This is a genomic window from Pseudomonas sp. PONIH3, from assembly GCF_002934345.1.
In the GTDB taxonomy this organism is placed as follows: domain Bacteria; phylum Pseudomonadota; class Gammaproteobacteria; order Pseudomonadales; family Pseudomonadaceae; genus Aquipseudomonas; species Aquipseudomonas soli.
Genome location: NZ_CP026386.1, coordinates 5,369,755 through 5,396,274, shown reverse-complemented (window position 1 = coordinate 5,396,274; position 26,520 = coordinate 5,369,755). Strand labels below are relative to the sequence as shown.

Genomic DNA, 26,520 nt, shown 5'->3' with positions numbered 1-26,520 from the left:
GTGGTGCGCTACCTGCTGCTGGCCGCCGGCTGGCTCAGCGTCGCGCTGGGGGTGGCGGGGATCTTCCTGCCGGTATTGCCCACCACCCCGTTCCTGCTGCTGGCGGCGGCCTGCTTCGCCCGCAGCTCGCCACGTTTTCACCACTGGCTGGTGAACCACCCGAAACTCGGGCCGTGGATCCGCGACTACCTCAGCGGTGAGGGGATTCCGCTCAAGGGCAAGGTCTATGCGATCGGGTTGATGTGGGCCAGCATCGGGCTGTCCTGCTACCTGGTGCCGTTGTTCTGGGCGCGGGCGTTCATGCTGACCAGCGCGGTGCTGGTCAGCGCCTGGATCCTCAAGCAGAAGACCCTGCACCGGCCACAGTGACGCCATCGCGGGGCGGGCTTGCCCCGCGATGGGCTGCTGGCTTACACCGTATCCACCTTCAACGAATGGTCATTGAGCATGCCGTTGATGATGGTCGCGGTGTCATGCCCGGCCGCGATCAGCCCGCCCGCCCCGGCGGACACCCCGTAGTGCTGCGCCAGGTCCACTCCGGCCAGGTCGATGGTCTGGGTCGGCGCCGCGCCAGCGACGCTGCTTACCTCGATGGTCGACACCACGCTGACGCCGCTGCCGCTGACCTTGAAGTGCAGGTAGTCGTCCAGCGAGGCGCTGGTGGCGTTCTCACCCTGTAGCAGTTGCGACAGATCCAGGTGATCGCTGCCGGGGGTGAAGTCGGTCACAGTGTCATGCCCGGTATCGCCCTTCTGCCAGACAAAGCTGTCGTTGCCACTGCCGCCGGTCAGGGTGTCGTTGCCCGGCCCGCCAATCAGGATGTCGTTGCCGGCACCGCCCTTGAGCACATCGTTGCCCGCGCCGCCGTTGAGCAGGTTGTCACCGTCATTGCCGGTCAAGGTGTCGTTGTAGTCCGAGCCGATCAGATTCTCGATACCGCTCAGGGTGTCCAGCCCGGCGCCGACGGTGTTCTGCTGCCCGACATGGCCAAGGTCCACGGTCACGCCAACGGTGGCCTTGGCGTAGCTGGCAGTGTCATTGCCGGCTCCGCCGTCGAGCAGGTCATTGCCAGGCCCACCGATCAGCAGGTCGTCGCCATCACCACCGTGCAGGCTGTTGTTGCCCGCCCCCGCCACCAGCACATCGTTACCGGCGCCACCGTTGAGGGTGGTATCGCCGGCCCCGGCCAGCAGGACATCATCACCGCCGGTGCCGGTAAGGGTGTTGCCGGCCTGGTAAGTGATATCCACCGCTCCGGTGCCGTAGCCGCCGTGGTTGTCGCTGACGGTGTAGCTGCCGTGATAGTCCTCGTTGCTGGCATTGCTGTAGTCCACCACCAGGCTCAGCTTGTAGTTCTCGGCAGCCTTGCTGTTGCCGGCGGCGTTCTCGGTATTGATCACATGGATGCTGTACACCCCGTCATGGGTGGCCGTGAAGCTGCCGCCATCGGCGATGGTCTGGTAGCTGCCGCTGGCATCCTTCCATTCCATCAGCAGGTTGCCCGCAGGCCGGTCATGGTCGAGGGTCAGGGTCTCGCCCTTGCGCAGGGTCACCGTCAGGGTGTCCTCGTCGTTGGCATTGGCGGTGCTGATCGAGCCCAGGTAACCCGCCACCACCAGGGCAGCGGTCATGCTGCCGTTGAGGCTGGTGAACTCGCTGCGGGCCAGGTCGCGCAACTGGTTCTCGGCCTTGCTGGCGGTGGCATCGAACTTGATGGTCTGCGCCTGGGTGCCCGTCGTGAAGCCCGCGCCCTTGTCGGCGAAGTTGGTATTGAAGGTGGTCGGCGCGGCACTCAGCGTGTCGTGGTCCGGGTCGCGGTCATTGGCCAGCAGCGCCTCTGCCGGCACCGTCAGGGTAGCGCCCTTGATATTGGTGATGATGTGGTCGGCACCCGCGACCGGCGCGCCATTGCTGTTGATGTTGACCGTCAGGCTGGCATTGCGGGTATCGCCGTCGTTGTCGCTGGCGGTGAAGCCGAACTTCTCCACCTGGCCGCTGCCGTTGTCCTTCGGTGGCGTGTAGGTGAACTCGCCGTTGTCCATGTTCACCACCAGGGTGCCGCCCAGGCCGGTCTTGATGCTCAGGCTGTTGCTCACGGTGTCGAAGGTGGCTTTGTCCGCGCCGCCACTGGCCGCGTATCCGCCCTGCCCGGCATTGGCCTTCGGATCGTAGGTGTAGGTGGTGCCATCGACCAGCAGCGCCTTGATGAAACCACCGTCGGCCCCAAAGTCGCCGCCGCTCATCAGGCTTCCGGTAATTGGCGCACCCTGCACCGTACCGGAGAGCACCGCACTCAGCTGGCTGAGGTCGGTGACCACCACCGAATTGGTATCGGTATGACTGCTGCCGTCGTAGGCCAGCGGATTGAGGTTGCCCTCGTTGACCCCGCTGCCCATGCCGATGGCGTAGGACTTGATGCCGTTGCTGTCGAGGAAGGATTCCCAGGCGGCTTCCCGTGGCGCGGTCATGGCATGGCCATTGGTGGGCTCACCGTCGGAGAAGAAGTAGCTGATGTTCTGCGCGCCTACCAGCTTGCCGGTGGTGGCGAAGGCTTCCTGGGCCTTGGTCGCCGCCGAATCGTAGTAGGTCGAGCCACCTGGGCTGAGCCCGGCGATAAGGTTCTTGGCCTCGCCGATCGTGACCCATACCGGGGTCTGCACCTGCGCACCGGTGCCGAAGGTGACGATCTGCACCTTGATGTCGCCCATCTCGTCGTACTTGTCGAGCAAGGCATTGATCGCCTGCTTGGCCAGTTCCAGACGGGTCAGCCCCGGCACGCCGGAGCTTGCCGCCATGCTGCTGGACACATCCACCACCAGCAGGATGTTCGAGTCCACCTGGCCGGGCGTGATGCTGCGTACCGCGCACTGGACCGTCGGCATATCGTCGACGATGTTGATGGCGATGGTGCTGGTGACACTGTTGCCCAAGGCGTCGGTAGCCTTGTAGGTGAAGTACTCGTTGACCGTGTTGGCGCCGTCGTTGGCCCCCCCCGGGGTCTTCGGCGCCGAGGTCAGGGTGTAGGTGTAGGAACCGTCGGCATTGAGCTGGATCTGCCCGTACTGGCCCACGGCATTGCCGACCAGGCTGTAGGTCAGCGCACCGACGCCGCCCTGGACCGACCCGACCAGGCTGCCGGAGGCCGTCTCGCCAGTGGAGCCTGGATCGCTGCCGGTGACGGTGCCGGCGGCCAGGTCATTGCCGTCCTTGTGCAGGTCCAGGGCTTTTTCGTACACGGTGACGTCGTTATCCTCACACGCCACCAGCTTGCTGTCCTGCACATTGATGCGAATGGTCGTGGTGCTCTCGTCGCCATCGGCGTCACGGATGGTGTAGACGAAGCTGTCGGTCGCGCCGGCGGCCGGCACGCTGTCGGGGTTGGCGTGGTAGGTGGCGTTGCCCTGGCTGTCCAGGGTCAGGTAGCCGTACTGGCCAACGATGGTGTCGCCGACATGGCCGATGGCCGAGGTAGAGGTGTCGGAGCCGGCGCGCACACCGACCACGTACTGCCCGTCGGCACGCACATCGGCGCCGACCACATCGTTGTCCAGCACGTTACCGCTGACGCTGGCGCCCTCCTTGACCGAGGCCACGTCGCAATGGGCCTTGGGCACGTCGTCGACGATGCTGACCACGATGGTGCTGGTGGTGGTGTTGCCGAGCGAATCCTTGACCTGGTAGGTGAAGCTCTCGGTGACCACGTTCGGGCCATCGTTGACGTGGTTGGGCGAGTTTGGCGCCGAGGTCAGGGTGTAGGTGTAGCTACCATCGCTGTTCAACTGGATCTGGCCATACTGGCCGGTGGCATTGCCAACCAGGGTGAAGGTCAAGGCACCGATACCGCCGCTGACCGAGCCGGCCAGCGAACCACTGGTGGTTTCCGTGGTGGAGTGCGGGTCGCTGCCGGTGACATTGCCCGCTGCCAGGTCGTTGCCGTCCTTGGTCAGGTCCAGGGCTTTCTCATAAACCTTGGCCGTCTCGTCCGGGCAGGCCACCAGCGAAATGTCGTGCACATCGATGGTGAGGGTGGTGGTGCTTTCGTCGCCATCGGCATCGCGGATGGTGTAGACGAACACGTCCGTGGCACCGGCCGGTGCCACCGAATCGGGATTGGCGTGATAGGTGGCATTGCCCTGGGCGTCGAGCGTCAGGTAGCCATATTGCCCCGCCACGTTGCTGCCCAGCTGGCCGATGGCCGAGGTCGAGGTGTCGCTGCCGGCGCGCACGCCGACCACATATTGCCCATCGGCACGCACATCGGCACCAACCACGTCGTTGACCAGCACATTGCCGCTGACCGTGCCGCCTTCGTAGACATTGGCGAAATCGCTATGGGCCTTGGGCACGTCGTCGACGATGCTGACCACAATGGTGCTGGTGGTGGTGTTGCCGAGCGAGTCCTTCACTTGGTAGGTGAAGCTCTCGGTAACCACGTTCGGGCCATCGTTGACGTGGTTGGGCGAGTTCGGCGCCGAGGTCAGGGTGTAGGTGTAGGAACCATCCGCGTTCAGCTGGATCTGGCCATACTGGCCGGTGGCATTGCCGACCAGGGTGAAGGTCAAGACACCGATACCGCCGCTGACAGAACCTGCCAGCGACCCACTGGTGGTTTCCGTACTGGATTGCGGATCGCTGCCGGTGACGTTGCCCGCTGCCAGGTCGTTGCCGTCCTTGGTCAGGTCCAGGGCTTTCTCGTAGACCTTGGCCGTCTCGTCCGGGCAGGCCACCAGCGAAATGTCGTGCACATCGATGGTGAGGGTGGTGGTGCTTTCATCGCCATCGGCATCGCGGATGGTGTAGACGAACACGTCCGTGGCACCGGCCGGTGCCACCGAATTGGGATTGGCGTGATAGGTGGCATTGCCCTGGGCGTCGAGCGTCAGGTAGCCATATTGCCCCGCCACATTGCTGCCCAACTGGCCGATGGCCGAGGTCGAGGTGTCGCTGCCAGCGCGCACGCCGACCACATACTGCCCATCGGCACGCACATCGGCACCAACCACGTCGTTGACCAGCAGATTGCCGCTGACCGTACCGCCTTCGTAGACATTGGCGAAATCGCTATGGGCCTTGGGCACGTCGTCGACGATGCTGACCACAATGGTGCTGGTGGTGGTGTTGCCGAGCGAATCCTTGACCTGGTAGGTGAAGCTCTCGGTAACCACGTTCGGGCCATCGTTGACGTGGTTGGGCGAGTTCGGCGCCGAGGTCAGGGTGTATGTGTAGCTGCCATCACTGTTCAGCTGGATCTGGCCATACTGGCCGGTGGCATTGCCGACCAGGGTGAAGGTCAACGCACCGATACCGCCGCTTACCGAACCTGCCAGCGAACCACTGGTGGTTTCCGCACTGGACTGCGGATCGCTGCCGGTGACATTGCCCGCTGCCAGGTCGTTGCCATCCTTGGTCAGGTCCAGGGCTTTCTCGTAGACCTTGGCCGTGTCATCCGGGCAGGCGACCAGGGAGTTGTCGTGCACGTTGATGGTGATGGTGGTGGTGCTTTCGTCGCCATCGGCATCGCGGATGGTGTAGACGAACACGTCCGTGGCACCGGCCGGTGCCACCGAATCGGGATTGGCGTGATAGGTGGCATTGCCCTGGGCGTCGAGCGTCAGGTAGCCATATTGCCCCGCCACGTTGCTGCCCAGCTGGCCGATGGCCGAGGTCGCGGTGTCGCTGCCGGCACGCACGCCGACCACATATTGCCCATCGGCACGCACATCGGCACCAACCACGTCGTTGACCAGCACATTGCCGCTGACCGTGCCGCCTTCGTAGACATTGGCAAAGTCGCTGTGAGCCTTGGGCACGTCATCGACGATGCTGATCACGATGGTGCTGGTGGTGGTGTTGCCGAGCGAATCCTTGACCTGGTAGGTGAAGGATTCAGTCAGCACATTCGGGCCATCGTTGACGTGATTCGGCGAGTTCGGCGCGGAGGTCAAGGTGTAGGTGTAGGTGCCATCCGTATTGAGCTGGATCTGGCCATACTGGCCGGTGGCGTTACCGACCAAGGTGAAGGTCAGCCCGCCCACGCCACCGCTGACGGAACTGGCCAACGAACCGCTGGCCGTCTCACCGGTGGAACCCGGTGCACTGCCGGTAACATTGCCACCGGCCAGATCGTTGCCATCCTTGTTCAGATCAAGTGCTTTCTCGTAGACCGTGACCTCGCTGTCAGGCCCGGCGATCAGCGAGCAATCGCGCACGTCGATGGTAATGGTGGTGGTGCTTTCGTCGCCATCACTGTCACGCACGGTATAGACGAAGACATCCGTGGCACCCGCCGGCGCCACGGCATTGGGGTTGGCGTGATAGGTGGCGTTGCCTTGGGCATCGAGGGTCAGGTAACCGTACTGGCCCTGGACCGGATCGCCCAATTGGCCACTGGCCGATGTCGAGGTGTCGGACCCGGCTCGCACACCCACCACGTAACGACCATCGGCCCGTACGTCCGCGCCAGACGTATCGTTGTCGAGCACGTTGCCGCTGACCGTGCCGCCTTCGACGACACTGGCCGCATCGGGATTGGCCTTGGGCAGGTCGTCGACGATGTTCACGTCCAGCGAACCAGTGGCCGTGCTGCCATCGGTGTCCGTGGCGGTGACAGTGAAATGCTCGGACAGGCTGTTGGCGCCGTCGCCGTTGGCGTGGCTCTCGTTGTCCAGCAAGGTGTAGCTGTAGCTGATCACACCCGTGGCCGGGTTGTAACCGGTGATGGTCAGGGTGTTGCCCAGCGTAGTGGTGATCGACTGCGGGAAACTTGCCGCCACGCCGCCACTGACCACGGTGATGCCGCCGACGTTCAAGGTCTGCAGGCCATCGGGCGCCGTCACCGTGAAGGTGCCGCTCTGCGTCAGCGCATCGGGATTGGGTGCACTGCCGTCGGCCAGGTTCTTCTCGTAGACGGTCAACTCGCCGCCTTTGACGTCCAGCCCGCCGAGGGTCACCGGGTCATCGAGGTTGCTGACGTTGAGGGTCAGGGTCGCGGTGCTGGTGTCGCCGTCGGCGTCTTTCAGGGTGTAGGTAAAGTTTTCCACCCCACTGCCGCCACCGTGCAGATTCTTGAAGTCCGGATCGTTGGTATTGAGGGTGTAGGTGTAGGAACCATCCGCCGCCAGCACCAGGGTGCCGTAGGTGCCAACGAAGGTACCGGCCACCACCGGGCCGCTGGGGATGCGGTCCGCGCCCTGGATATCGTTGGTCAGCACATTGCCGCTGAGTTCCAGATGCTGCTCGGTGGCGGTGGTGGCATTGCTGTCATTCACAGCCCTGGGCACATCGTCACGAACGATAACGTCCAGCGTGCCGCTGGCCACATCGCCATCGGTGTCGCTGACCAGCACCGGGAACTGCTCGCCCAATGTATTGGTCCCGGCACCGTCCGGATGATGTTCCGCGCCGGTCAGGGTGTAGCTGTAGCTCACCACGCCCGTGGCCGGGTTGTAGCCCGTGATGGTCAGCACATTGCCGAGCCCGGTGACGATGGACTGGCCGACGCCGGTCACCACGCCAGCGGTGACCACATTGATGCCACCGACACTGAGGTTGAACACGCCATCGGCGGCAACCACCGTGAAGCTGCCCGACTGGGTCAAGGCCAGAGGGTTGCTGGCCGAGCCCTGGGGCAGGTTCGCCTCGTCCAGGCTCAACTCGGCAGGGCTGACATCCAGGCCGGTGAGGCTGACCGGATTGTCAGCGGGTGGCGCGCCGGCCGGCAGGGGCGCCGCGTCATTGCCATCGAGCCCACCAAGCTCGAGGTTGGCCAGCAAAGGGAAGCCGTTGAAGCCCGCCGTAGGGAAACCGATGGTGGGATCCACCCGACCGGCCACCTCGGTCAGTATCACGAAACTGTGGCCGCCACCGAGCGCACCCGACACGCCACCAGGGTTGCCGCCCGCCGCGGTCGCTTCGGCTTCCTGCGTGGGGTCGGCGCCTGCGGCAATGGCTTTTTGCAGTTGCTCGACGTCACTGAGCTGGGCGTTGCTGGGCTGCGTGTCCGGCGCTTGTACATGAGGAGCGCGATCGGCCAGCAGGTCGGGGGTCATCTCCAGGCTGCTGCCACGGCCCAGGGTCAGCTCGGCACCGTTTTGCAAGCGCACCGCCACCGCGCCCTCGCTTCCGGTCTCCAGTTGCTCGCCGGCGAACAGGCGATCCCCTTCCACCAACAGGCGGCGATGACCGTCATCGCCCACCGCGAATACCTGGCCGACTACCTTGCCGACCACACCGACTAATTTAGCCATGAGCGTACGCCTCCCCTGCCGATGGGCTTTTCGCAGATCAAGGCGTGCCGGGTAATGTGCGCAAGGTTCCGAGTGCCATGGTTGCTGGAACCGTTGCTGTCACGTTCGTGAGAAACCACGCTCCTTGTGACGACTGCCGCGATAGTGGACAGGGCGAATGGCCATTATTGAGTGCCATTTTTTTGTCGCCAAATTCCGCTTTCGCCTTCCTCCCCTGTCTCCTTAGCTGCAAAAAATCTGGAACTTTCACCAAAGCCCGAAAATCGCCTGTCCCAGCCAATTCCCGTAACCACCTGAATGAAACAATGTCCCGGATTTCTTAGACCGCATAAGTTTTTTTTCGCATATATCTTATGAAAAAATCTTCTTAGCTCGCCCGGTAAATGTTCTTAGCTCTGTTGTTACAAACCTGAAACGGTTTGATTCTAATTTTTCGTCATTTTTTTGGCGAACAGCAGGACATTATTCAGGACCAGGGAGATGTACCCCATGCGCGCTTTAACCCCCATCACCAGTGCGATTTTGTTGGCCATGGCGTGTGCCAACAGTCAGGCGATGTCGATTACCGAGGCTGTCCAGAACGCCGTGGACCAGCATCCCGAGATCAGCGCCAGCCGCAACAGCAGGCTGTCCGCTGACGAGGATGTGAAGTTCGCCCGCGGGGGGTACTACCCAACCGTCGATCTGGTCGCAGGCTACGGCCGGCAACGTTCGGACAACACCAACACCCGCGGCTTCAACCCGGACGGCACGCGTAACCACAACAAGGAAACGCTCAACTACACCCAGTCGGAACTGCGCCTGCGGCAGATGCTGTTCGACGGCTTCAATACCTCCAACGAGGTCGCCCGCACCGAAGCGGTGGCCACCTCACGCGCCTACTACACCCAGGCCACTGCCGAGAGCATCGCCCTGCGTGCGATCGAGGTTTACCTAGAGGTGCTCAAGCGCCGCGAGCTGGTGAGCTTGGCCAAGAACAACCTGCAGGCCCACCTGCGGGTCAACGACCAGATCGGCCTGCGTAGCGAGCGCGGCGTGGGCAGCACCGCCGACCTCGACCAATCCCGCGCCCGTCGTGCACTGGCCGAGAACAACCTGGATACCGCCGAAGTCGACCTGGCCGACGCCGAGGCCAACTTCTACAGCGTAGTCGGGCGCCTGCCGGACGAGCTGGAAACCCCGGTCACCATCAAGGGCGAAGTACCGGGCGACCTGCTCAATGCCCGCCAGGGCATGCTCGAGAACAACCCCTACCTCAAGTCGGCGCAGGCCGACGTGCGCTCCGCCGAGCAGCAATACGAAGTGGCCAAGTCGCCCTTCTACCCACGCCTGGATGCAGTGCTGGCCACCGGTGCCAACAACAACCTCGGCGGCCAGAAGGGGCACGACAACAATGACTGGCAGGCCGGCGTCGAGCTCAGCTACAACCTGTTCCGCGGCGGCAGCGACAAAGCCCGCCTGCAGTCGGACGCGCACAAGATCAACCAGGCGATGGACATCCGCAACAACGCCCTGCGCGAGCTGAACGAAAACCTCAGCCTGGCCTGGAACGCGATGAACAACGCCCGCAAGCAGACCCCAAGCGCCCGCGAGTACGCCGAGACCACCCAGCGCGTGCGTGCCGCCTACCAGGACCAGTTCGGCCTGGGCCAGCGCACCCTGCTCGACGTGCTCGACAGCGAGAACGAGCTGTACAACGCCAACCGTCGCTACACCGAGGTGCGCTATACCGAAGAGTTCTCGATGTACCGGGTGCTGGCGACCATGGGCGAGCTGCTGAGCAAGCAGCGTATCTCGCTGCCGCCGGAAGCCATCGCCAAGACCGAAGTGCGCAACGAGGCGACATTGCCTGACATGCGTTAGGTTCTGACGAGACAAGGGACTTTTCGCCAGCGCCCATTTCCCGTCCACCGCGGCAGGAGTAGGCCATCGTGACCAGTATGCAAAGCGCGCAACCGCGCCTGGATGTTGATGATCCGTTGCTCGATGGCCTGCTGATCCTGTGCAAGCTGCATGGCTGCACGGCCAGCCGTGCCAGCCTGTGCAGTGGCCTGCCACTGGCCGAGCAACGCCTGGGCCTGGGCCTGCTGCCCCGCGCCGCCGCACGTGCCGGGTTGCAGGCTCGCGTGCTGCGGCGTGACCTGGACGCCATTTCCCCGCTCAACTTGCCGGTGCTGCTGATCCTCGATGACGGCCGCAGCGCCGTGCTGCAACGCTGGGGCGAAAACGGCCGGGCATTGCTGCTGCCCTGCGAGGCCGAGGGTGGTGAGCAGTGGGTCGAGCGCGAAGCCCTGGCGCAGGCCTACAGCGGCCAGGCCCTGTTCGCGCGCCCCCGGCATACCCTGGAGGATGTACGCGCGCCGCTGATCCCGCGGGTCAACGCCTGGTTCCGCGACACCCTGCGCCACTCCCGCTGGCTGTACAGCGATGCCCTGCTGGCCAGCCTGCTGATCAACCTCCTGGGCCTGATGGTGCCGCTGTTCGTCATGCAGACCTACGACCGCGTGGTCCCCAACCAGGCGCTGTCCACCCTGTGGGTGCTGGTCGCCGGCCTGTTCATCGGCACCGCCTTCGAACTGGTGCTGCGCATGGTTCGCGCCCACCTGCTGGACCAGGCCGGCAAGAAGACCGACCTGATTCTCTCCGCCACCTTGTTCGAACGCATCACCGGCATGAGCATGAAGGCGCGCCCGGCCACCATCGGCGGCTTCGCCCAGAGCATCCATGACTTCCAGGGGCTGCGCGAATTCCTCACCGCCGTGACCCTGACCAGCATCATCGACCTGCCGTTCGTGGCCCTGATGCTGCTGGTGATCGGCCTGCTCGGGGGCTGGCTGGTGGTGATCCCGCTGATCGCGTTCCCGCTGGCGGTAGGCCTGGCGCTGTTCATCCAGGTGCGCCTGCGCGACACCGTGCAAAAAAGCCTGAGCCTCGGCGCGGTGCGCCAGGCGCTGCTGATCGAGACCCTCGGCGGCCTGGAAACCCTCAAGGCGTGCGGCGCCGAAAGCGAACGCCAGTACCAGTGGGAACACACCAACGGCGCCATCGCCCGCCTCGACGCCCATGCCCGCAACCTGTCGTCGCTGGCCAGCAACGGCACGCTGTTCATCCAGCAGTTCTGCGGCATGGCGACGATCGTCGCCGGGGTGTACAGCATCATCGCCGGCAACCTCAGCGTCGGCGCGCTGGTGGCCAGCTACATGCTCGGCAGCCGGGTGCTCGCCCCGCTCGGCCAGATCGCTGGGCTGATCACCCGCTACCAACAAGCCCAGCTGACCATGCGCAGCACCGACGCCCTGATGAGCCTGCCCCAGGAGCGCGAGGCCGAGCACCAGGCGCTGGAGCACACCTCGCTGCAAGGTGGCATCACCATCAACCACGCCACCTTCCGCTATGCCGGGCAAACGGCGCCAGCCCTCAACGACGTCAGCGCCGCCCTCAAGCCGGGCGAGCGCATCGGTATCATCGGCCGCAGCGGCTCGGGCAAGAGCACCCTTGCCCGGCTGTTGATGGGATTCCATCACCCCGACGAAGGCCAGGTGCTGCTGGACAACCTCGACCTGCGCCAACTGGATATCAGCGACCTGCGCAGCCAACTCGGCTACGTGGCCCACGACCTGCCGCTGCTGGCCGGCAGCCTGCGCGACAACCTCACCCTCGGCGCACGGCACGTCAGCGACGCGCGCATGCTGGAAGTCGCCGAACTGACCGGCGTCAGCGAGCTGGCCCGCCAGCACCCGCAAGGCTTCGACCGCCCGGTGGGCGAGCGCGGCCAGCTGCTCTCCGGCGGCCAGCGCCAGGCCGTGCTGCTGGCCCGGGCCCTGCTGCTGGAGCCGCCGATCCTGATACTCGACGAGCCCACCAGCCACATGGACAACAGCAGCGAAGAGCAACTGCGCCAGCGCCTGCTGAACTGGGTGCCCGGCAAGACCCTGCTGCTGGTCACCCACCGCACCTCGATGCTCAGCCTGGTGGACCGGCTGCTGGTACTGGACAACGGCAAGATCGTTGCCGACGGGCCGAAGGATGCGGTCATCGACGCGCTGCGCAAGGGCCGTATCGGCGCGGCGCTGTAAACCAACACTGTTGAATCCCTGTGGGAGCGGGCCCCGGCCTGCATCGGAGGTAGAACATGCCCATCAGCCACAGCGTGCGCAGCTACCTCCAGGGCGGCGACAGCCGCGCCGAACGCGACTATATGCCAGAGTTGGCCGGCGCCACCCTGCAGGAGTCGCCCAGCCTGTCGCGCCTGACCGTGTGGCTGGCGGCGATCCTGCTGCTGGTGGCGCTGGTCTGGGCCAACTTCGCGGTGCTCGATGAAGTCACCGTCGGCGAAGGCAAGGCAATCCCGTCGAGCAAGGTGCAGGTGGTGCAGAACCTCGAAGGCGGCATCGTCACCGAGATCTTCGTGCGCGAGGGGCAGATGGTCGACAAAGGCGCCACCCTCCTGCGCCTGGATGACACGCGCTTCAAGTCGAACAAGGGTGAAAGCGAGGCCGACCGTTACGCCCTCACCGCGCAGGTGGAGCGCCTGTCGGCCGAATCCGAAGGCCGCCCCTTCGTGCTGTCGAGCGAAGTACGCGCCAAGGCGCCGCAGGTGGCCGAGGACGAGGCCGCGCTATACGAATCACGCCAGCGCCGCCTGACCAGCGAGAAGCAGACCCTCAATGAACAGCTACGGCAGAAGACTCAGGAGCTGGCCGAGTTTCGTTCCAAGGTCGACCAGTACCGCTCGGCGGTGGGCCTGTTGCAGCAGGAACTGGACATGTCCTCGCCGCTAGTGAGCAAGGGCGCCATCTCCCCGGTGGAGATCCTGCGCCTCAAGCAGCGCAGCGTCGAGGCGCGCGGCCAGCTGAACGCGACCAACCTGGCCATACCCCGCGCCGAAGCGGCGATCGCCGAGATCCGCAGCAAGATTCAGGAATCGGACGCAAGCTTTCGCTCCGACGCCGCCAAGGAGCTCAACGACAAACGCACCGAACTGTCGAAGATCACCGCCACCAGCATAGCCATCGACGACCGGGTCAACCGCACCACCGTGGTGTCGCCGGTGCGCGGCATCGTCAAGCTGCTCAAGGTCAACACCATCGGCGGCGTGGTGCAGCCCGGCAGCGACCTGGTGGAGATCGTGCCTATCGAGGACAACCTGCTGATCGAGGCCAAGGTACGGCCGCAGGACGTGGCGTTCCTGCACCCGGGGCAGACCGCAATGGTCAAGTTCAGCGCCTACGACTACACCATCTACGGCGGGCTCAAGGCCAAGCTGGAGCTGATCGGCGCGGACACCGTCACCGACGACAAAGGCAATGCGTTCTACCTGATCCAGGTGCGCACCGACAAGAACCACCTGGGGGGCGACAACAAGCCGCTGCTGATCATCCCGGGGATGGTCGCCACGGTGGACATCATTACCGGGCAGAAGAGCGTGCTGGACTATCTGCTGAAGCCGGTGATGAAGGCCCGGACCGAGGCGTTGCGCGAGCGCTGAGCGCGATCTGAATATCAGTGGGAGCGGGCTTGCCCCGCGATAAGGCCGGCACAGCCAACCGTTTGATCAACCCTGGCCGTGATTACGCTCGAAGGTTTCCGCGCCCATGGCTGCGATCTGCCCGTCGATCAACGCCTCGAACGGGCGCAACAACGCATCGAAGCCAGCAGGCGCTTCCAGCACGTTCAGCGCCTGCACGATCGCCTCGAGGGTTGATACGGCGCCTGGCTCAGGGGCCTTGCGCAACCGGTAGCGCGAAGGCAGGACTGCGCCCAGCGTCACCCGTGGCAAGGCTTCCAGCTGCGGGTTCAGGTAGAGCATCTTGCGTGCCTTGCGCCAGGTGCCGTCGGGTACGATCAGCAGCAACGGCAGATCATCACCCTGCCCGTATGCCTGCAGGACCTCTGCCTCATCACCTGGGAACAACAGCACCGGGCGATAACCCGGTGTCGTCAGCAAGGTCGCCAGGTCATCGAACACCTCGCCGATCCGCAACTCTGCATTCACTAACCCAAGGGCGGCCAGGCGAGCCGTGTTCAGGGCGTGGGCGGTTTCACTGGGGTGTTGCAACACGATCACGCGGGTACGGCTGTCCAGGTGCGGGATCAGTGGGCAGAGGCAATGGGCGAGCGGGCGCTGGCAGCGCTCGCAGCGAGGTCTGGGCATGGGGATCTCCGTTGGCGGAGGGATTTTGCCACAGGCTGGAAATTTGGGCCCGCTTTGCGGGCCTTTCGCCGGCAAGCCGGCTCCCACACCGACCGCGCAAACCTCAAGCCTTGCACTGTCCCTGTGGGAGCCGGCTTGCCGGCGATGAAGGCAACGGGCATCAGCGGTTGAACCGCTCCGCCAGGCTGTGCAGGTACTCCGCCATGCGCTCCAGGTCCTGACTGATCTCGGCGCCCTGCTTGGCCTGCCCCGCGCTCTCGTCGCACAAATGGGCGATGCGCACGATCTGCTGGTTGATATCCTCGGCCACATGGCTCTGCTGCTCCGACGCCGTGGCCATCTGCTGGCTCATGCCGGTGATGCGACTGATCGCCTGGGCGATCCCCGACAACGCCTCCTGCACCGCCTCGACGCTGTGCACGCTGTCGCTGGAGATCTGCTGCCCGCGGCTGGCGCTGGCCACCGCACGGTCGGCACCGGAACGCAGGGTGGAGATGATGTGGTGGATCTCCTCGGTCGAGGCGCGGGTGCGCTGCGCCAGCGACCGCACCTCGTCCGCCACCACGGCGAAGCCCCTGCCCTGCTCGCCGGCCCGCGCCGCCTCGATGGCGGCATTGAGCGCCAGGAGGTTGGTCTGCTCGGCAATCGAGGTGATCACATCCACCACGCTGCCGATGGACTGGGTCTGCTCGGCCAGGGCATTGACCGCCTGGCCGATGTCGCTGACCGCCTCGTTCATGCTGCCCATGGCGCGCAGGCTCTGCTGCGCCAGGTCGCTGCCCTGCTGGGCCAGTTGGTCAGCGTCGCTGGCGGCGTGGGCGGTGGTCTGCACGTTATGGGTCACCTGCTGGATGGTCGCCGCCATCTGCGCGATGGCGGTGGCCGACTGGTCGGTCTCGCTGCGCTGGCGGTCGAGCATCTGCGCCTGGGCATCGGACAGCCCGGCGGACTGCGCGGCCCGTGACTTGACCCCGACACCGGCATCCACCAGGCGGGTCAGCGCGGTCTGCAGGCGCGCCTCTTCGCTGATGATGGCCAGGTCTAGCTGGCCCTGCAGGCCGGGGTTGTCACTGTAGGTCAGGGCCACCAGCGGGCTGGTAAAGGCCTTGGGGTGCTCTTCGAGAGTACGGCGAATCGACTGGTTCTGCCGGTGCTCAACCACGTACCAGGCCGCCAGCAGGCTGGCCATCAGCCCCCCCAGCGCCGCATAGGGGGGAAACCACAGGTAGGCGGCGGCCGACAGCAGGCCCGCGCCGATCAGCGGCCAGCCATGGCCGATCCCATGCCCCAGGCGTGCTGCCAGCGGGACCGGCGAGCGCCCCGCCCGCAGACGGGCGTACAGCTTTTCCGCCCGGCGGATCTGCTCCCGGCTCGGCACCGAGCGCACCGATTCGTAGCCACTGATGCGGCCGTTCTCGTACACCGCCGTGACGTAGGCGCTGACCCAGTAGAAATCGCCATTCTTGGCGCGGTTCTTGACCACGCCCATCCACGGTTTGCCTTGCTTGATGGTGTCCCACATATGCCCGAAGACCGCCGGCGGCATGTCGGGATGACGCACCAGGTTGTGTGGCTGGCCGACCAGTTCGTCGTAGGTGAAGCCGCTGATGGCCACGAATGCGTCGTTGCAATAGGTAATGCGACTGTTCAGGTCGGTGGTGGAGATCAGCCGCTGGTCTTGGGGAAAGGTTCTTTCGTGCTCGGTGACGGGCAAATTCATGCGCATCGTTGGCGATCCCTTGCTTATCCAGATGAGTGGGAAAATCATCAAAGCAAGTAGATATTTAGCAGAAGGCCAGCATGCCAGCGGTCAAGTTTTGTAGAAAATTCGCCCGCCCTGACGGAATGTTCACAACGCGACAGTCCTCACCCTACGTTGAGCTGGCTCTTGAGCAGGTCGCGGAAGGTCTGGATCAACGATTCCCGGCTGCGGCCACGGCGGATGATCAGGGAAAACGGTGCCTGGTAGCCGAACGTGGCCGGCGACAGCACGCGCAGGTCGCCCTTGTCGACCCAGGCCTGGGCATAGTGCTCGGGCAGGTAGCCGATGTAGGCGCCGGAGAGAATGAGGATCAACTGCGCCTCCATGCTCTCCACGGTGGCCGCGCTGTGCTTGAAACCATGCCTGGCCAGCTCGGCCTGGCTCCAGTAGCCCCGTCCGACCATGCGCTGCTGGGTGATCACCGGCTCAGGAATGCGCCGCTCGCCGAACAGCGCGTGACGACTGCTGCAATACAGCCAGTGCTGCTCGCGGTACAGCGGCTGGTAGACCAGCCCGCTCATGCGCGAGGAGAACGCGCCGATGGCCAGGTCCAGGCGGTTGTCCTGCACCCCCAGTTGCAGTTCGTAGGGGCTCGATACCGACAGGTGCAGGTGCACCGCCGGGTGTTCCTGGCTGTAGGCGCCAATGGCCTCGGCCAGCGGCAGGGCGCTGTCGCCAACGGTGGAGTCGATCACCCCCAGGTTGAGGGTACCGCGCAGCTCGCCCTTGAGCGCCGCGGCGTACTGTTCGAAACCGTCCAGCTCACCGAGCAGGCGCAAGGTCTCCTGGTGGAACAGTTCACCCTTGCTGGTCAGGCTGAAGCCGCCCCGGCCACGGTGGCAGAGCACGATGCCCAGGGCGCTTTCCAGCTGGCTCATGTAGGTGCTGATCGCCGAGGTCGACAGGTTGAGGTCACGCTGGGCGTTGGCGAAACCCTGGTGGCGCACCACGCTGGCGAAGATGCGCAGCAGTTTCAGGTCGGGCAGCGATGAAGCCATGGTGCAGGGTCCGCAGGGTGGAAATCGCCAGAGTCTAACTCGGTTGCCGGCCGATAGTTCAGAGAATCCTGAAGTAAGTATTTGTCGGTAGCGATTCTTCCCGACCACTACCTTGCGCAGACTGCGGCGAAATGTCCCTGCCCGCCAGCATGACCAGATGATCCAGGCGCGCGGCGGCACAGGTTCGAACAAACAGAACAATCGACCGACTAATGAGGCCCACCGTGGACAAGATTCTCCACCAACCACTGGGCGGCAACGAAATGCCGCGTTTCGGCGGCATCGCCACCATGCTTCGCCTGCCCCACCTGCAAAGCGCCGAAGGCCTGGACGCCGCGTTCATCGGCGTGCCGCTGGACATCGGCACCTCGCTGCGTTCCGGCACCCGCTTCGGCCCGCGGCAGATCCGCGCCGAGTCGGTGATGATCCGCCCCTACAACATGGCCACCGGCGCCGCCCCGTTCGACTCGCTGTCGGTGGCCGACATCGGTGACGTGGCGATCAACACCTTCAACCTGCTCGACGCCGTGCGCATCATCGAAGAGGCCTACGACGAAATCGTCGAGCACAATGTCATCCCGCTGACCCTGGGCGGCGACCACACCATCACCCTGCCGATCCTGCGTGCCCTGCACAAGAAGCACGGCAAGATAGGCCTGGTTCACATCGATGCCCACGCCGACGTCAACGACCACATGTTCGGCGAGAAGATCGCCCACGGCACCACCTTCCGCCGCGCCGTGGAAGAAGGCCTGCTCGATTGCGACCGAGTGGTGCAGATCGGCCTGCGCGCCCAGGGCTACACCGCCGACGACTTCAACTGGAGCCGCCGCCAGGGCTTTCGCGTGGTGCAGGCCGAGGAGTGCTGGCACAAGTCGCTGGCGCCGCTGATGGCCGAAGTGCGCGAGAAAGTCGGTGGCGGCCCGGTTTACCTGTCGTTCGACATCGACGGCATCGACCCGGCCTGGGCGCCCGGCACCGGCACCCCGGAGATCGGCGGCTTGACCACCATCCAGGCGATGGAGATCATCCGCGGCTGCCACGGCCTGGACCTGATCGGCTGCGACCTGGTCGAGGTTTCCCCACCCTACGACACCACCGGCAACACCTCGTTGCTGGGTGCCAACCTGCTGTTCGAAATGCTCTGCGTGCTGCCAGGGGTGGTACGCCGCTGATACCTCATCGCTGGCAAACCGGTTTCCTGTGGAAGCTGGCTTGCCAGCGATGAAGACGTCACGACACCAGCATAGAAACACCCCCGGCAGGAGCCATTCGGGAGGGCCATAGAGGCCCGCCAACACAAGACAGAACCGCCGGGCGCCTTGCACCGTCCGGACGGCCGATCTCGCCATAATAAAGATAATCGGGAGACCCCCAATGGCCTTGGACATCATCGTTGTACTGATCTATGCCGCCGGCATGCTCGCGCTTGGCTGGTACGGCATGCGGCGCGCGAAGACTCACGAAGACTACCTGGTGGCCGGGCGCAACCTCGGCCCGACGCTGTACATGGGCACCATGGCCACCACCGTGCTCGGCGGCGCTTCCACCGTCGGCACAGTGCGCCTGGGCTATGTGCACGGCATCTCCGGCTTCTGGCTGTGCGCCGCCCTGGGCCTGGGGATCATCGCCCTCAACCCGTTCCTGGCCAAGCCGCTGCTGCGCCTGAAGATCTTCACCGTCACCCAGGTGCTGGAGCGCCGCTACAACCCGATGGCCCGCCAGGCCAGCGCGGCGATCATGCTCGCCTACGCACTGATGATCGCGGTGACCTCGACCCTGGCCATGGGCACAGTGCTGCAGGTCCTGCTCGACGTGCCCTTCTGGATGGCCCTGCTGTTCGGCGGCGGCGTGGTGGTGGTGTACTCGACCATCGGCGGCATGTGGTCGCTGACCCTGACCGACATCGTCCAGTTCGTGATCAAGACCGTGGGCCTGATGTTCATCCTGCTGCCGGTGTGCCTGTACAAGGCCGGCGGCTGGGATGCCCTGGTGGCCAAGCTGCCGGCGGCCAGCTTCAGCTGGACCACCATCGGTTGGGACACCATCATTACCTACTTCCTGATCTACTTCTTCGGCATCCTGATCGGCCAGGACATCTGGCAGCGCGTGTTCACCGCCCGTGACGAGAAGGTCTGCCAGCGCGCCGGCACCACCGCCGGGGTCTACTGCGTGCTATACGGCCTGGCCTGCGCACTGATCGGCATGGCCGCCCACGTGCTGATGCCGGACCTTGCCAACCCGAACAACGCCTTCGCCGAGATGATCAAGGGCCAACTGCCCGAGGGCATCCGTGGCCTGCTGATGGCCGCCGCCCTGGCCGCGATGATGTCCACCGCCAGCGCCGGCCTGCTGGCCGCCTCGACCACCCTGACCGAAGACCTGCTGCCAAAACTACGCGGGGGCAAGCAGTCGAGCCTGGGCATTAACCGCCTCTTCACCCTGCTCACCGGCCTGGTGGTGCTGGGCATCGCCCTGGCGGTGAACGATGTGATCAGCGCCCTGACCCTGGCCTACAACCTGCTGGTGGGCGGCATGCTCATCCCGCTGATGGGGGCGATCTTCTGGAAACGCGCGACCACCGCCGGCGCCATCGCCAGTATGACGCTGGGCTTCGCCACCGCGTTGTTCTTCATGTTCAAGGACGGCCTGGATGCCAATTCGCCGATCTACTACAGCCTGGGCATCGGCCTGCTGAGCTTCGTGCTGGTCAGCCTGGCATCACGCAAGCCGGTGGCAACGGTGAACCTGGCCTGACCATTTCCAACCTCATTGTCGGCAAGGTAGCTTCAATGCACAGAAGCACCTTGTCGGCGAAAGTCCTACTCGCGAAACCGGCGACCACTCGCCCTATATAACAGATCGATCTAAAACTCTCACATCCTGCCCCGGTCACTACCTAAGTGCCCGCCTTCGCGGCACACCCTCCCCAACGGCAAAACCGGTAAGGACTTATGTGCGGATTAGCAGGAGAGTTACGTTTCACCCCCATCGACCAAGCGCCTCGCCCGGCGGACCTCGCCGCGGTGGAGCGCATCACCCACCACCTGGCGCCCCGTGGCCCCGATGCCTGGGGTTTCCATAGCCAGGGCTCGATCGCCCTTGGCCATCGGCGCCTGAAGATCATGGATTTATCCGACGGCTCGGCACAACCCATGGTCGACAATGACCTGGGCCTGGCCTTGGCTTTCAATGGCGCGATCTACAACTTCCCCGAGCTGCGCCAGGAACTGCAGGACCTGGGCTACCGCTTCTGGTCGGATGGCGACACCGAAGTGCTGCTCAAGGGCTACCACGCCTGGGGCGCGGCACTGCTTCCCAAACTCAACGGCATGTTCGCCCTGGCCATCTGGGAGCGCGACAACCAGCGCCTGTTCCTGGCCCGCGACCGCCTGGGCGTCAAACCTCTGTACCTGTCGCGAAACGGCGAGCGCCTGCGCTTCGCCTCGACCTTGCCGGCGCTGCTCAAGGGCGGCGATATCGACCCGGTGATCGACCCGGTCGCGCTAAACCACTACCTGAACTTCCACGCCGTGGTGCCCGCGCCGCGTACCCTGCTGGCCAATGTGCAGAAGCTCGAGCCCGGCACCTGGATGCGCGTCGACCGCCATGGTGAAGTCGAGCGCCAGACCTGGTGGCAGCTGCACTACGGCCCGAACCCGGACGAGCGCGAACTCGACCTGGAAGGCTGGACCAGCCGCGTGCTCGACGCCACCCGCGACGCCGTGGCCATCCGTCAGCGCGCGGCGGTGGATGTCGGCGTGCTGCTGTCCGGCGGTGTCGACTCCAGCCTGCTGGTCGGCCTGTTGCGCGAGGCCGGGGTGGACGACCTGTCGACCTTTTCCATCGGCTTCGAGGATGCCGGCGGCGAACGCGGCGACGAGTTCCAGTACTCCGACCTGATCGCCCGGCACTACGGCACGCGCCACCACCAATTGCGCATCGCCGAGCACGAGATCATCGAGCAACTGCCGGCGGCATTCCGCGCCATGAGCGAACCGATGGTAAGCCACGACTGCATCGCCTTCTACCTGCTGTCCCGGGAAGTGGCCAAGCATTGCAAAGGCGTGCAGAGCGGCCAAGGCGCCGACGAACTGTTCGCCGGCTACCATTGGTACCCGCAGGTCGATGGCGCCGAAGATGCCTTCGCGGCCTATCGCAAGGCCTTCTTCGACCGCAGCCATGCCGAGTACCGCGACACCGTGCAGGCGCCTTGGCGGCTGGATAACGACGCGGCCGGCGACTTCGTCCGCGAGCACTTCGCCCGCCCCGGCGCGGCGGACGCGGTGGACAAGGCGCTGCGTCTGGACAGCACGGTGATGCTGGTGGACGACCCGGTCAAGCGGGTCGACAACATGACCATGGCCTGGGGCCTGGAAGCGCGCACGCCGTTCCTCGACTATCGCCTGGTAGAGCTGTCGGCGCGCATCCCGGCGCGCTTCAAGCTGCCTGACGGCGGCAAGCAGGTGCTCAAGCAGGCGGCGCGCCGGGTCATCCCCCACGAGGTGATCGACCGCAAGAAGGGCTACTTCCCCGTACCCGGCCTCAAACACCTGGAAGGTGCCACCCTGGGCTGGGTACGCGAGCTGCTGACCGACCCGAGCCAGGATCGCGGCCTGTTCGATCCGGCCATGCTCGACCGCCTGCTGAGTAACCCACACGGCCAGCTTACGCCCCTGCGCGGCTCCAAGCTGTGGCAACTGGCGGCCCTGAACCTGTGGCTCAGCGAACAAGGAATCTGACCGATGAAAGCCCATGAGATCGCCTACGGCCAGCGCTTGCTGCGCGGCCAGGCGCCATCCTACGAGCGTCTGCAGGCACGCCTGGCCGGTGATGGCAGCGAGCCTCACGACAGGCCACGGGCGCTGCACTGTGGCTGGGGACGGCTCTTGATCGGGCATACCTACCCCGATCCGCTCAGCCTGGCTGAAGACCTGCTGCAGGAGCAGGCGGGCGAGCGCGACATCGCCCTGTATGTCGCGGCGCCTCAACAGGTACTGGCCCAGGCGCCGCAGCAGTTGTTCCTCGACCCTTCCGATACCTTGCGCCTTTGGTTCACCGACTATCGTCCTGCACAACGAGTGTTCCGTGGTTTTCGCATCCGCAGGGCGCAGGGGCCAGCGGACTGGCAGGCGATCAACACGTTGTACCAGGCCCGCGGCATGCTGCCGGTCGACCCCGAGCTGCTGACCCCACGAGAACTCGGCGGACCGGTGTATTGGCTGGCCGAGGACGAGGACAGCCAAGCAGTGATTGGCAGTGTCACGGGCCTGGACCACAGCAAGGCTTTCGATGATCCTGAACACGGCTGCAGCCTGTGGTGCCTGGCGGTGGATCCTCAGTGCACGCGTCCCGGCGTCGGCGAAGTGCTGGTGCGCCACCTCATTGAGCACTTCATGAGCCGCGGCCTGGCCTGCCTCGACCTTTCGGTGCTGCACGACAACCGCCAGGCCAAGCGTCTATACAAGAAGCTCGGTTTCCGCAACCTGCCGACCTTCGCCATCAAGCGCAAGAACGGCATCAATCAGCAACTGTTCCTCGGCCCCGGCCCCGAGGCGACGCTCAACCCCTATGCGCGGATCATCGTCGACGAAGCGCTGCGACGTGGCATCGAGGTGCAGGTCGATGATGCCGCCAGCGGCCTGTTCACTCTCAGCCTGGGTGGGCGGCGGATCCGCTGTCGCGAATCGTTGAGCGACCTGACTAGCGCGGTGACCATGACGCTGTGCCAGGACAAGCGCCTGACCCAGCGCGCCCTGCACAATGCCGGCCTGCAGGTTCCGGCGCAGCAGTTGGCGGGCAACGCCGACGACAACCTGTCGTTTCTCGAAGAGCATGGCGCTGTTGTGGTCAAGCCGGTTGATGGCGAGCAGGGCCAAGGGGTGGCGGTCAACCTCACGACGATCGAGGAAGTCAGCAACGCCGTGGAACAGGCCAGGCGCTTTGACAACCGTGTACTGCTGGAAAGCTTCCATGCCGGCTACGACCTGCGCGTCGTGGTGATTGGCTTCGAAGTGGTGGCCGCGGCGATTCGCCATCCGGCTCACGTTATCGGCGACGGCAAGCACAGCATCCGTGCCCTGATCGAAGCGCAGAGCCGCAGGCGCCAGGCCGCCACGGGCGGGGAGAGCCGTATTGCGCTGGATGACGAGACCGAACGTACGCTCAAAGCAGAGGGCCTGGGTTACGACGACATCCTGCCCGCCGGGCAACGCCTGGCCGTGCGTCGCACCGCCAACTTGCATACCGGTGGCACCCTGGAGGATGTCACCGAGCGCCTGCACCCGGTGCTGGCCGATGCCGCCGTGCGCGCCGCCCGCGCCCTGGAGATCCCAGTGGTCGGCCTGGACTTCATGGTCCGCGATGCCGAGCACCCGGACTATGTGATCATCGAAGCCAACGAGCGCGCCGGGCTGGCCAATCATGAACCGCAACCGACGGCCGAGCGCTTCGTCGACTTGTTGTTCCCGCATAGCCGGGCTTTGGCCTGAAATCCATCGCGGGGCAAGCCCGCTCCCACGCAATCGCGTGGGAGCGGGCTTGCCCCGCGATGAGGCCCTCGAAACAAAGGAGTAATCCTGATGCCTGAGAAACACCCCGAACCTGACCTCGACTACCTCAAACGCGTTCTGCTGGAAATGCTCGCCATCCCCAGCCCCACCGGTTTCACCGACACCATCGTGCGCTACGTCGCAGAGCGCCTGGATGAACTGAACATCCCCTACGAGCTGACACGTCGCGGTACCATTCGCGCCACGCTGAAGGGCCGCCAGAGCTCGCCCGACCGTGCCGTTTCGGCGCATCTGGACACCATCGGCGCCAGCGTTCGCCAGTTACAGGACAATGGCCGCCTGGCCCTGGCACCGGTGGGCTGCTGGTCGAGCCGCTTTGCCGAGGGCAGCCGGGTCAGCGTGTTCACCGACACGGGCGTGTACCGCGGCAGCGTACTGCCGTTGATGGCCAGCGGTCACGCCTTCAACACTGCCATCGACCAGATGCCGATCAGTTGGGAGCATGTGGAGGTGCGCCTGGACGCCTACTGCACCACCCGCGCCGATTGTGAAGCACTGGGCATCGCCATCGGTGACTCCGTCGCCTTCGACCCCTTGCCTGAGTTCACCGAAAGCGGCCATATCAGTGCACGTCACCTGGACGACAAAGCCGGCGTGGCGGCGTTGCTGGCAGCGCTCAAGGCCGTGGTGGAATGCGGCCAGCAACCGCTGATCGACTGCCACCCGTTGTTCACCATCACCGAGGAAACCGGCTCGGGGGCCGCGGCTGCCCTGCCGTGGGACGTCAGCGAGTTTGTCGGTATCGACATCGCGCCGGTGGCACCGGGACAGGCGTCCAGCGAGCACGCGGTGAGCGTGGCCATGCAAGACTCGTCCGGACCTTACGACTACCACCTGTCGCGCCACCTGCTGAAACTGGCCGGTGACCGCGACCTGCCCGTGCGCCGCGACCTGTTTCGCTATTACTTCAGCGACGCCCACTCAGCAGTGACCGCCGGGCACGATATCCGCACCGCCCTGGTGGCGTTCGGCTGCGACGCCACTCACGGCTATGAGCGCACCCATATCGACAGTCTGGCGGCCCTCAGCCGGCTGCTCGGTGCCTACCTGCTGAGCCCGCCGGTGTTCGCCAGCGATTCACAGCCAGCCAACGCTTCATTGGAGCGCTTCAGCCACCAGCTGGAGCACGATGCGCAGATGGAAAGCGACACCAGGGTGCCGGCGGTGGACAGCTTGGTGGGCAACAAGGGCTGATAGCGATGTGCACAATCTGTAGGAGCGACGCTGCGCCGCTCCTACACAGACCTCCTACGCCAATCGACTGCGCATGACAGATGATTTCACGTAGCATGTGCTCATTCCCTTCACCACTGCGCAATCCCATGCTGATTCCCCACGACCAACTCGAAAGCGAAACCCTGACCCGCCTGATCGAGGATTTCGTCACCCGCGACGGCACCGACAATGGCGACGACACACCGCTGGAAACACGGGTGCTTCGGGTACGCCAGGCACTGGCCAAAGGGCAGGCGTTCATCTTGTTCGACCTGGAAAGCCAGCAATGCCAGTTGCTGGCCCGGCATGAAGTGCCGCGGGAACTGCTGGAGTAACGGCCCGTCAGGCCCGCTGCTTCTGTAGCTCCAGGGCCTTGATACGTTTGTAGACTTCTATCCGATGCACCTCAACATCTCGAGGAGCGCAGATGCCGAAGCGCACCTGGCCGTTCTCCACCGACATCACCTGAATCCTGATGCCGCCGTCAATGACGATGACTTCGCCCACTTCGCGTCCGATAACCAGCATGCTCCGTTGCCTCTCGCTCAAGGGAAAATCGGAGACTGCCTCGCCAGCTTTCGCCTACTCAATCCTTCGTCGCAGAAATAGACATTTCCTACTTGTGAAGGTAAAGAAAACCTACAGAAACTCTCTGATTAGTTAGCTTTACGCGACTTTGCCCGCATCTTGACCGCCATGTCCGCCATGTCATCGTATAGCCGCTGAGGCGCCTGACACTTGAGTTTCCAGGCCTGTCGCCCGGCTTCATGGGGAAGGATCAGGAACTCTCCAGCAGCCACCCGAGCATGGATGTACTCGGCGATATCGGCCGCATTGATCGGCGAGCCTTCCAATAGCCTGCCCACTTGCGCCTTCATCGCCGGATCTGGCCCACGGAACGAATCGAGCAAGTTGGTCTGGAAAAATGACGGGCACACCACATGCACCGCTACCTCCACCTGACGCAGCTCCACCAGCAGGCTCTCAGAGAGCGCCAATACGCCGGCCTTGGCCACGTTGTAGTTGCTCATGCCCGGCCCCTGCATCAGCGCCGCCATCGAGGCAATGTTGATGATTCGCCCGCGGCTGCGCTCGAGCTGTGGCAGGAACGCCTTGCAGCCCTTGACCACGCCCATCAGGTTGACCGCGATCTGCCAGTCCCAGTCCTCCAGGGACAGCTCGGCGAAAAAGCCACCAGAGGCCACTCCGGCATTGTTGACGATCACATCGACCCCACCGAACTTCTCCTCGCAAGCCTGGGCCAGGGCGGTAAGCTGGCTGTAATCGCGCACGTCGCAGCGTTGGGTGAAGCCGTCGCCACCCGCCTGGCGCACCAAGGCCAGGGTCTCGCGCAGCCCCGCCTCATTGACGTCTGCCAGGGCCAAATGCCAGCCCTCCCGGGCCCAGCGCAGGGCAATCTCGCGGCCAAGGCCGGAGCCGGCGCCAGTGATCATCATTCGGTTGTGCATGGTGCAGCGCCTTGAACAGTGGGAATGGCTGGAGTCTAGCCACAACACCCCGGCTGCCGGTACGGCATCAAACTGCTGAATACGGCGCCATCGGGCGGCAGGCC

At 64.7% G+C, this 26,520-nt stretch carries 16 protein-coding genes and 1 pseudogene; 10 read left to right on the top strand and 7 right to left on the bottom strand.

The genetic code is table 11. The annotated features are described in order from the left end of the window. Positions 1-3: 3 nt before the first annotated feature. Positions 4-369, top strand: a complete 366-nt coding sequence (locus C3F42_RS24940; RefSeq protein ID WP_023630695.1) for a YbaN family protein — start codon at positions 4-6, stop codon at positions 367-369. 41 nt (positions 370-410) lie between these two features. On the opposite strand, the gene C3F42_RS24935 is transcribed toward C3F42_RS24940, so the two are convergent. Next, positions 411-8,246 (bottom strand): retention module-containing protein, encoded by a 7,836-nt coding sequence (locus C3F42_RS24935; RefSeq protein WP_104445038.1) that lies wholly within the window; start codon positions 8,244-8,246, stop codon positions 411-413. A gap of 489 nt (positions 8,247-8,735) precedes the next feature. Between C3F42_RS24935 and C3F42_RS24930 the strand changes: the two genes are divergently transcribed. From C3F42_RS24930 to C3F42_RS24920, 3 genes are all read left to right on the top strand, one after another. Next, a complete protein-coding gene (locus C3F42_RS24930) occupies positions 8,736-10,109 on the top strand; it encodes a TolC family outer membrane protein (protein WP_038707585.1) in 1,374 nt (457 codons plus the stop codon). A gap of 77 nt (positions 10,110-10,186) precedes the next feature. After that, the gene (locus C3F42_RS24925; protein ID WP_094011847.1) at positions 10,187-12,322 is read left to right on the top strand and encodes a type I secretion system permease/ATPase; all 2,136 of its coding nucleotides are present in this window, start codon (positions 10,187-10,189) and stop codon (positions 12,320-12,322) included. Positions 12,323-12,378: 56 nt separating this feature from the next. Further along, positions 12,379-13,734, top strand: coding sequence for an HlyD family type I secretion periplasmic adaptor subunit (locus C3F42_RS24920; RefSeq protein WP_023632204.1), 1,356 nt, complete (start codon positions 12,379-12,381; stop codon positions 13,732-13,734). A 66-nt stretch (positions 13,735-13,800) separates the two neighbouring features. On the opposite strand, the gene C3F42_RS24915 is transcribed toward C3F42_RS24920, so the two are convergent. The 4 genes and pseudogenes from C3F42_RS24915 to C3F42_RS24905 all read right to left on the bottom strand — a co-directional run bounded on the left by C3F42_RS24915 (position 13,801) and on the right by C3F42_RS24905 (position 17,160). After that, the gene (locus tag C3F42_RS24915) at positions 13,801-14,400 is read right to left on the bottom strand and encodes a tRNA-uridine aminocarboxypropyltransferase (protein ID WP_023632203.1); all 600 of its coding nucleotides are present in this window, start codon (positions 14,398-14,400) and stop codon (positions 13,801-13,803) included. 160 nt (positions 14,401-14,560) lie between these two features. Then, positions 14,561-15,589: a methyl-accepting chemotaxis protein gene (locus C3F42_RS24910; protein WP_371041529.1), complete on the bottom strand. Its 1,029-nt coding sequence runs from the start codon at positions 15,587-15,589 to the stop codon at positions 14,561-14,563. A gap of 228 nt (positions 15,590-15,817) precedes the next feature. Next, positions 15,818-16,120: pseudogene (locus C3F42_RS30390) on the bottom strand (PAS domain-containing protein); the annotation flags it as partial. A 146-nt stretch (positions 16,121-16,266) separates the two neighbouring features. Beyond that, on the bottom strand, positions 16,267-17,160 hold the full coding sequence (locus C3F42_RS24905; protein WP_023631522.1) for a LysR family transcriptional regulator: 894 nt from the start codon (positions 17,158-17,160) through the stop codon (positions 16,267-16,269). 224 nt (positions 17,161-17,384) lie between these two features. Between C3F42_RS24905 and speB the strand changes: the two genes are divergently transcribed. From speB to C3F42_RS24875, 6 genes are all read left to right on the top strand, one after another. Then, entirely contained in the window at positions 17,385-18,335 is a 951-nt protein-coding gene (speB, locus tag C3F42_RS24900; protein ID WP_046854594.1) for an agmatinase, read from the top strand. A gap of 202 nt (positions 18,336-18,537) precedes the next feature. Further along, positions 18,538-19,917: a sodium:solute symporter gene (locus tag C3F42_RS24895; RefSeq protein ID WP_104445037.1), complete on the top strand. Its 1,380-nt coding sequence runs from the start codon at positions 18,538-18,540 to the stop codon at positions 19,915-19,917. Between the two features lie 197 nt (positions 19,918-20,114). After that, positions 20,115-21,902: an N-acetylglutaminylglutamine amidotransferase gene (locus C3F42_RS24890; RefSeq protein ID WP_094011844.1), complete on the top strand. Its 1,788-nt coding sequence runs from the start codon at positions 20,115-20,117 to the stop codon at positions 21,900-21,902. A gap of 3 nt (positions 21,903-21,905) precedes the next feature. After that, positions 21,906-23,651, top strand: coding sequence for an N-acetylglutaminylglutamine synthetase (gene ngg / locus C3F42_RS24885; protein ID WP_104445036.1), 1,746 nt, complete (start codon positions 21,906-21,908; stop codon positions 23,649-23,651). Between the two features lie 90 nt (positions 23,652-23,741). Then, positions 23,742-24,926, top strand: coding sequence for an osmoprotectant NAGGN system M42 family peptidase (locus tag C3F42_RS24880; RefSeq protein WP_023630057.1), 1,185 nt, complete (start codon positions 23,742-23,744; stop codon positions 24,924-24,926). A gap of 128 nt (positions 24,927-25,054) precedes the next feature. Beyond that, positions 25,055-25,282 carry a YheU family protein gene (locus C3F42_RS24875; protein WP_023630058.1) on the top strand — a complete coding sequence of 76 codons (228 nt, stop codon included), beginning with the start codon at positions 25,055-25,057 and terminating at the stop codon, positions 25,280-25,282. Positions 25,283-25,289: 7 nt separating this feature from the next. Here C3F42_RS24875 and C3F42_RS24870 read toward each other — a convergent pair whose 3' ends face one another. Next, complete coding sequence (locus C3F42_RS24870; protein ID WP_023630059.1) at positions 25,290-25,475, bottom strand: carbon storage regulator; 186 nt, start codon at positions 25,473-25,475, stop codon at positions 25,290-25,292. 128 nt (positions 25,476-25,603) lie between these two features. Next, positions 25,604-26,416 carry an SDR family oxidoreductase gene (locus tag C3F42_RS24865; protein WP_094011842.1) on the bottom strand — a complete coding sequence of 271 codons (813 nt, stop codon included), beginning with the start codon at positions 26,414-26,416 and terminating at the stop codon, positions 25,604-25,606. Between the last annotated feature and the right edge of the window lie 104 nt (positions 26,417-26,520).

Coding starts and splice junctions, on each gene's coding strand:
- C3F42_RS24935 (WP_104445038.1), bottom strand. CDS start 8,246: ATGGCTAAATTAGTCGGTGTGGTCGGCAAGGTAGTCGGCCAGGTATTC.
- C3F42_RS24930 (WP_038707585.1), top strand. CDS start 8,736: ATGCGCGCTTTAACCCCCATCACCAGTGCGATTTTGTTGGCCATGGCG.
- C3F42_RS24925 (WP_094011847.1), top strand. CDS start 10,187: ATGCAAAGCGCGCAACCGCGCCTGGATGTTGATGATCCGTTGCTCGAT.
- C3F42_RS24920 (WP_023632204.1), top strand. CDS start 12,379: ATGCCCATCAGCCACAGCGTGCGCAGCTACCTCCAGGGCGGCGACAGC.
- C3F42_RS24915 (WP_023632203.1), bottom strand. CDS start 14,400: ATGCCCAGACCTCGCTGCGAGCGCTGCCAGCGCCCGCTCGCCCATTGC.
- C3F42_RS24910 (WP_371041529.1), bottom strand. CDS start 15,589: ATGGCCAGCCTGCTGGCGGCCTGGTACGTGGTTGAGCACCGGCAGAAC.
- C3F42_RS24905 (WP_023631522.1), bottom strand. CDS start 17,160: ATGGCTTCATCGCTGCCCGACCTGAAACTGCTGCGCATCTTCGCCAGC.
- C3F42_RS24895 (WP_104445037.1), top strand. CDS start 18,538: ATGGCCTTGGACATCATCGTTGTACTGATCTATGCCGCCGGCATGCTC.
- C3F42_RS24890 (WP_094011844.1), top strand. CDS start 20,115: ATGTGCGGATTAGCAGGAGAGTTACGTTTCACCCCCATCGACCAAGCG.
- ngg (WP_104445036.1), top strand. CDS start 21,906: ATGAAAGCCCATGAGATCGCCTACGGCCAGCGCTTGCTGCGCGGCCAG.
- C3F42_RS24880 (WP_023630057.1), top strand. CDS start 23,742: ATGCCTGAGAAACACCCCGAACCTGACCTCGACTACCTCAAACGCGTT.
- C3F42_RS24875 (WP_023630058.1), top strand. CDS start 25,055: ATGCTGATTCCCCACGACCAACTCGAAAGCGAAACCCTGACCCGCCTG.
- C3F42_RS24870 (WP_023630059.1), bottom strand. CDS start 25,475: ATGCTGGTTATCGGACGCGAAGTGGGCGAAGTCATCGTCATTGACGGC.
- C3F42_RS24865 (WP_094011842.1), bottom strand. CDS start 26,416: ATGCACAACCGAATGATGATCACTGGCGCCGGCTCCGGCCTTGGCCGC.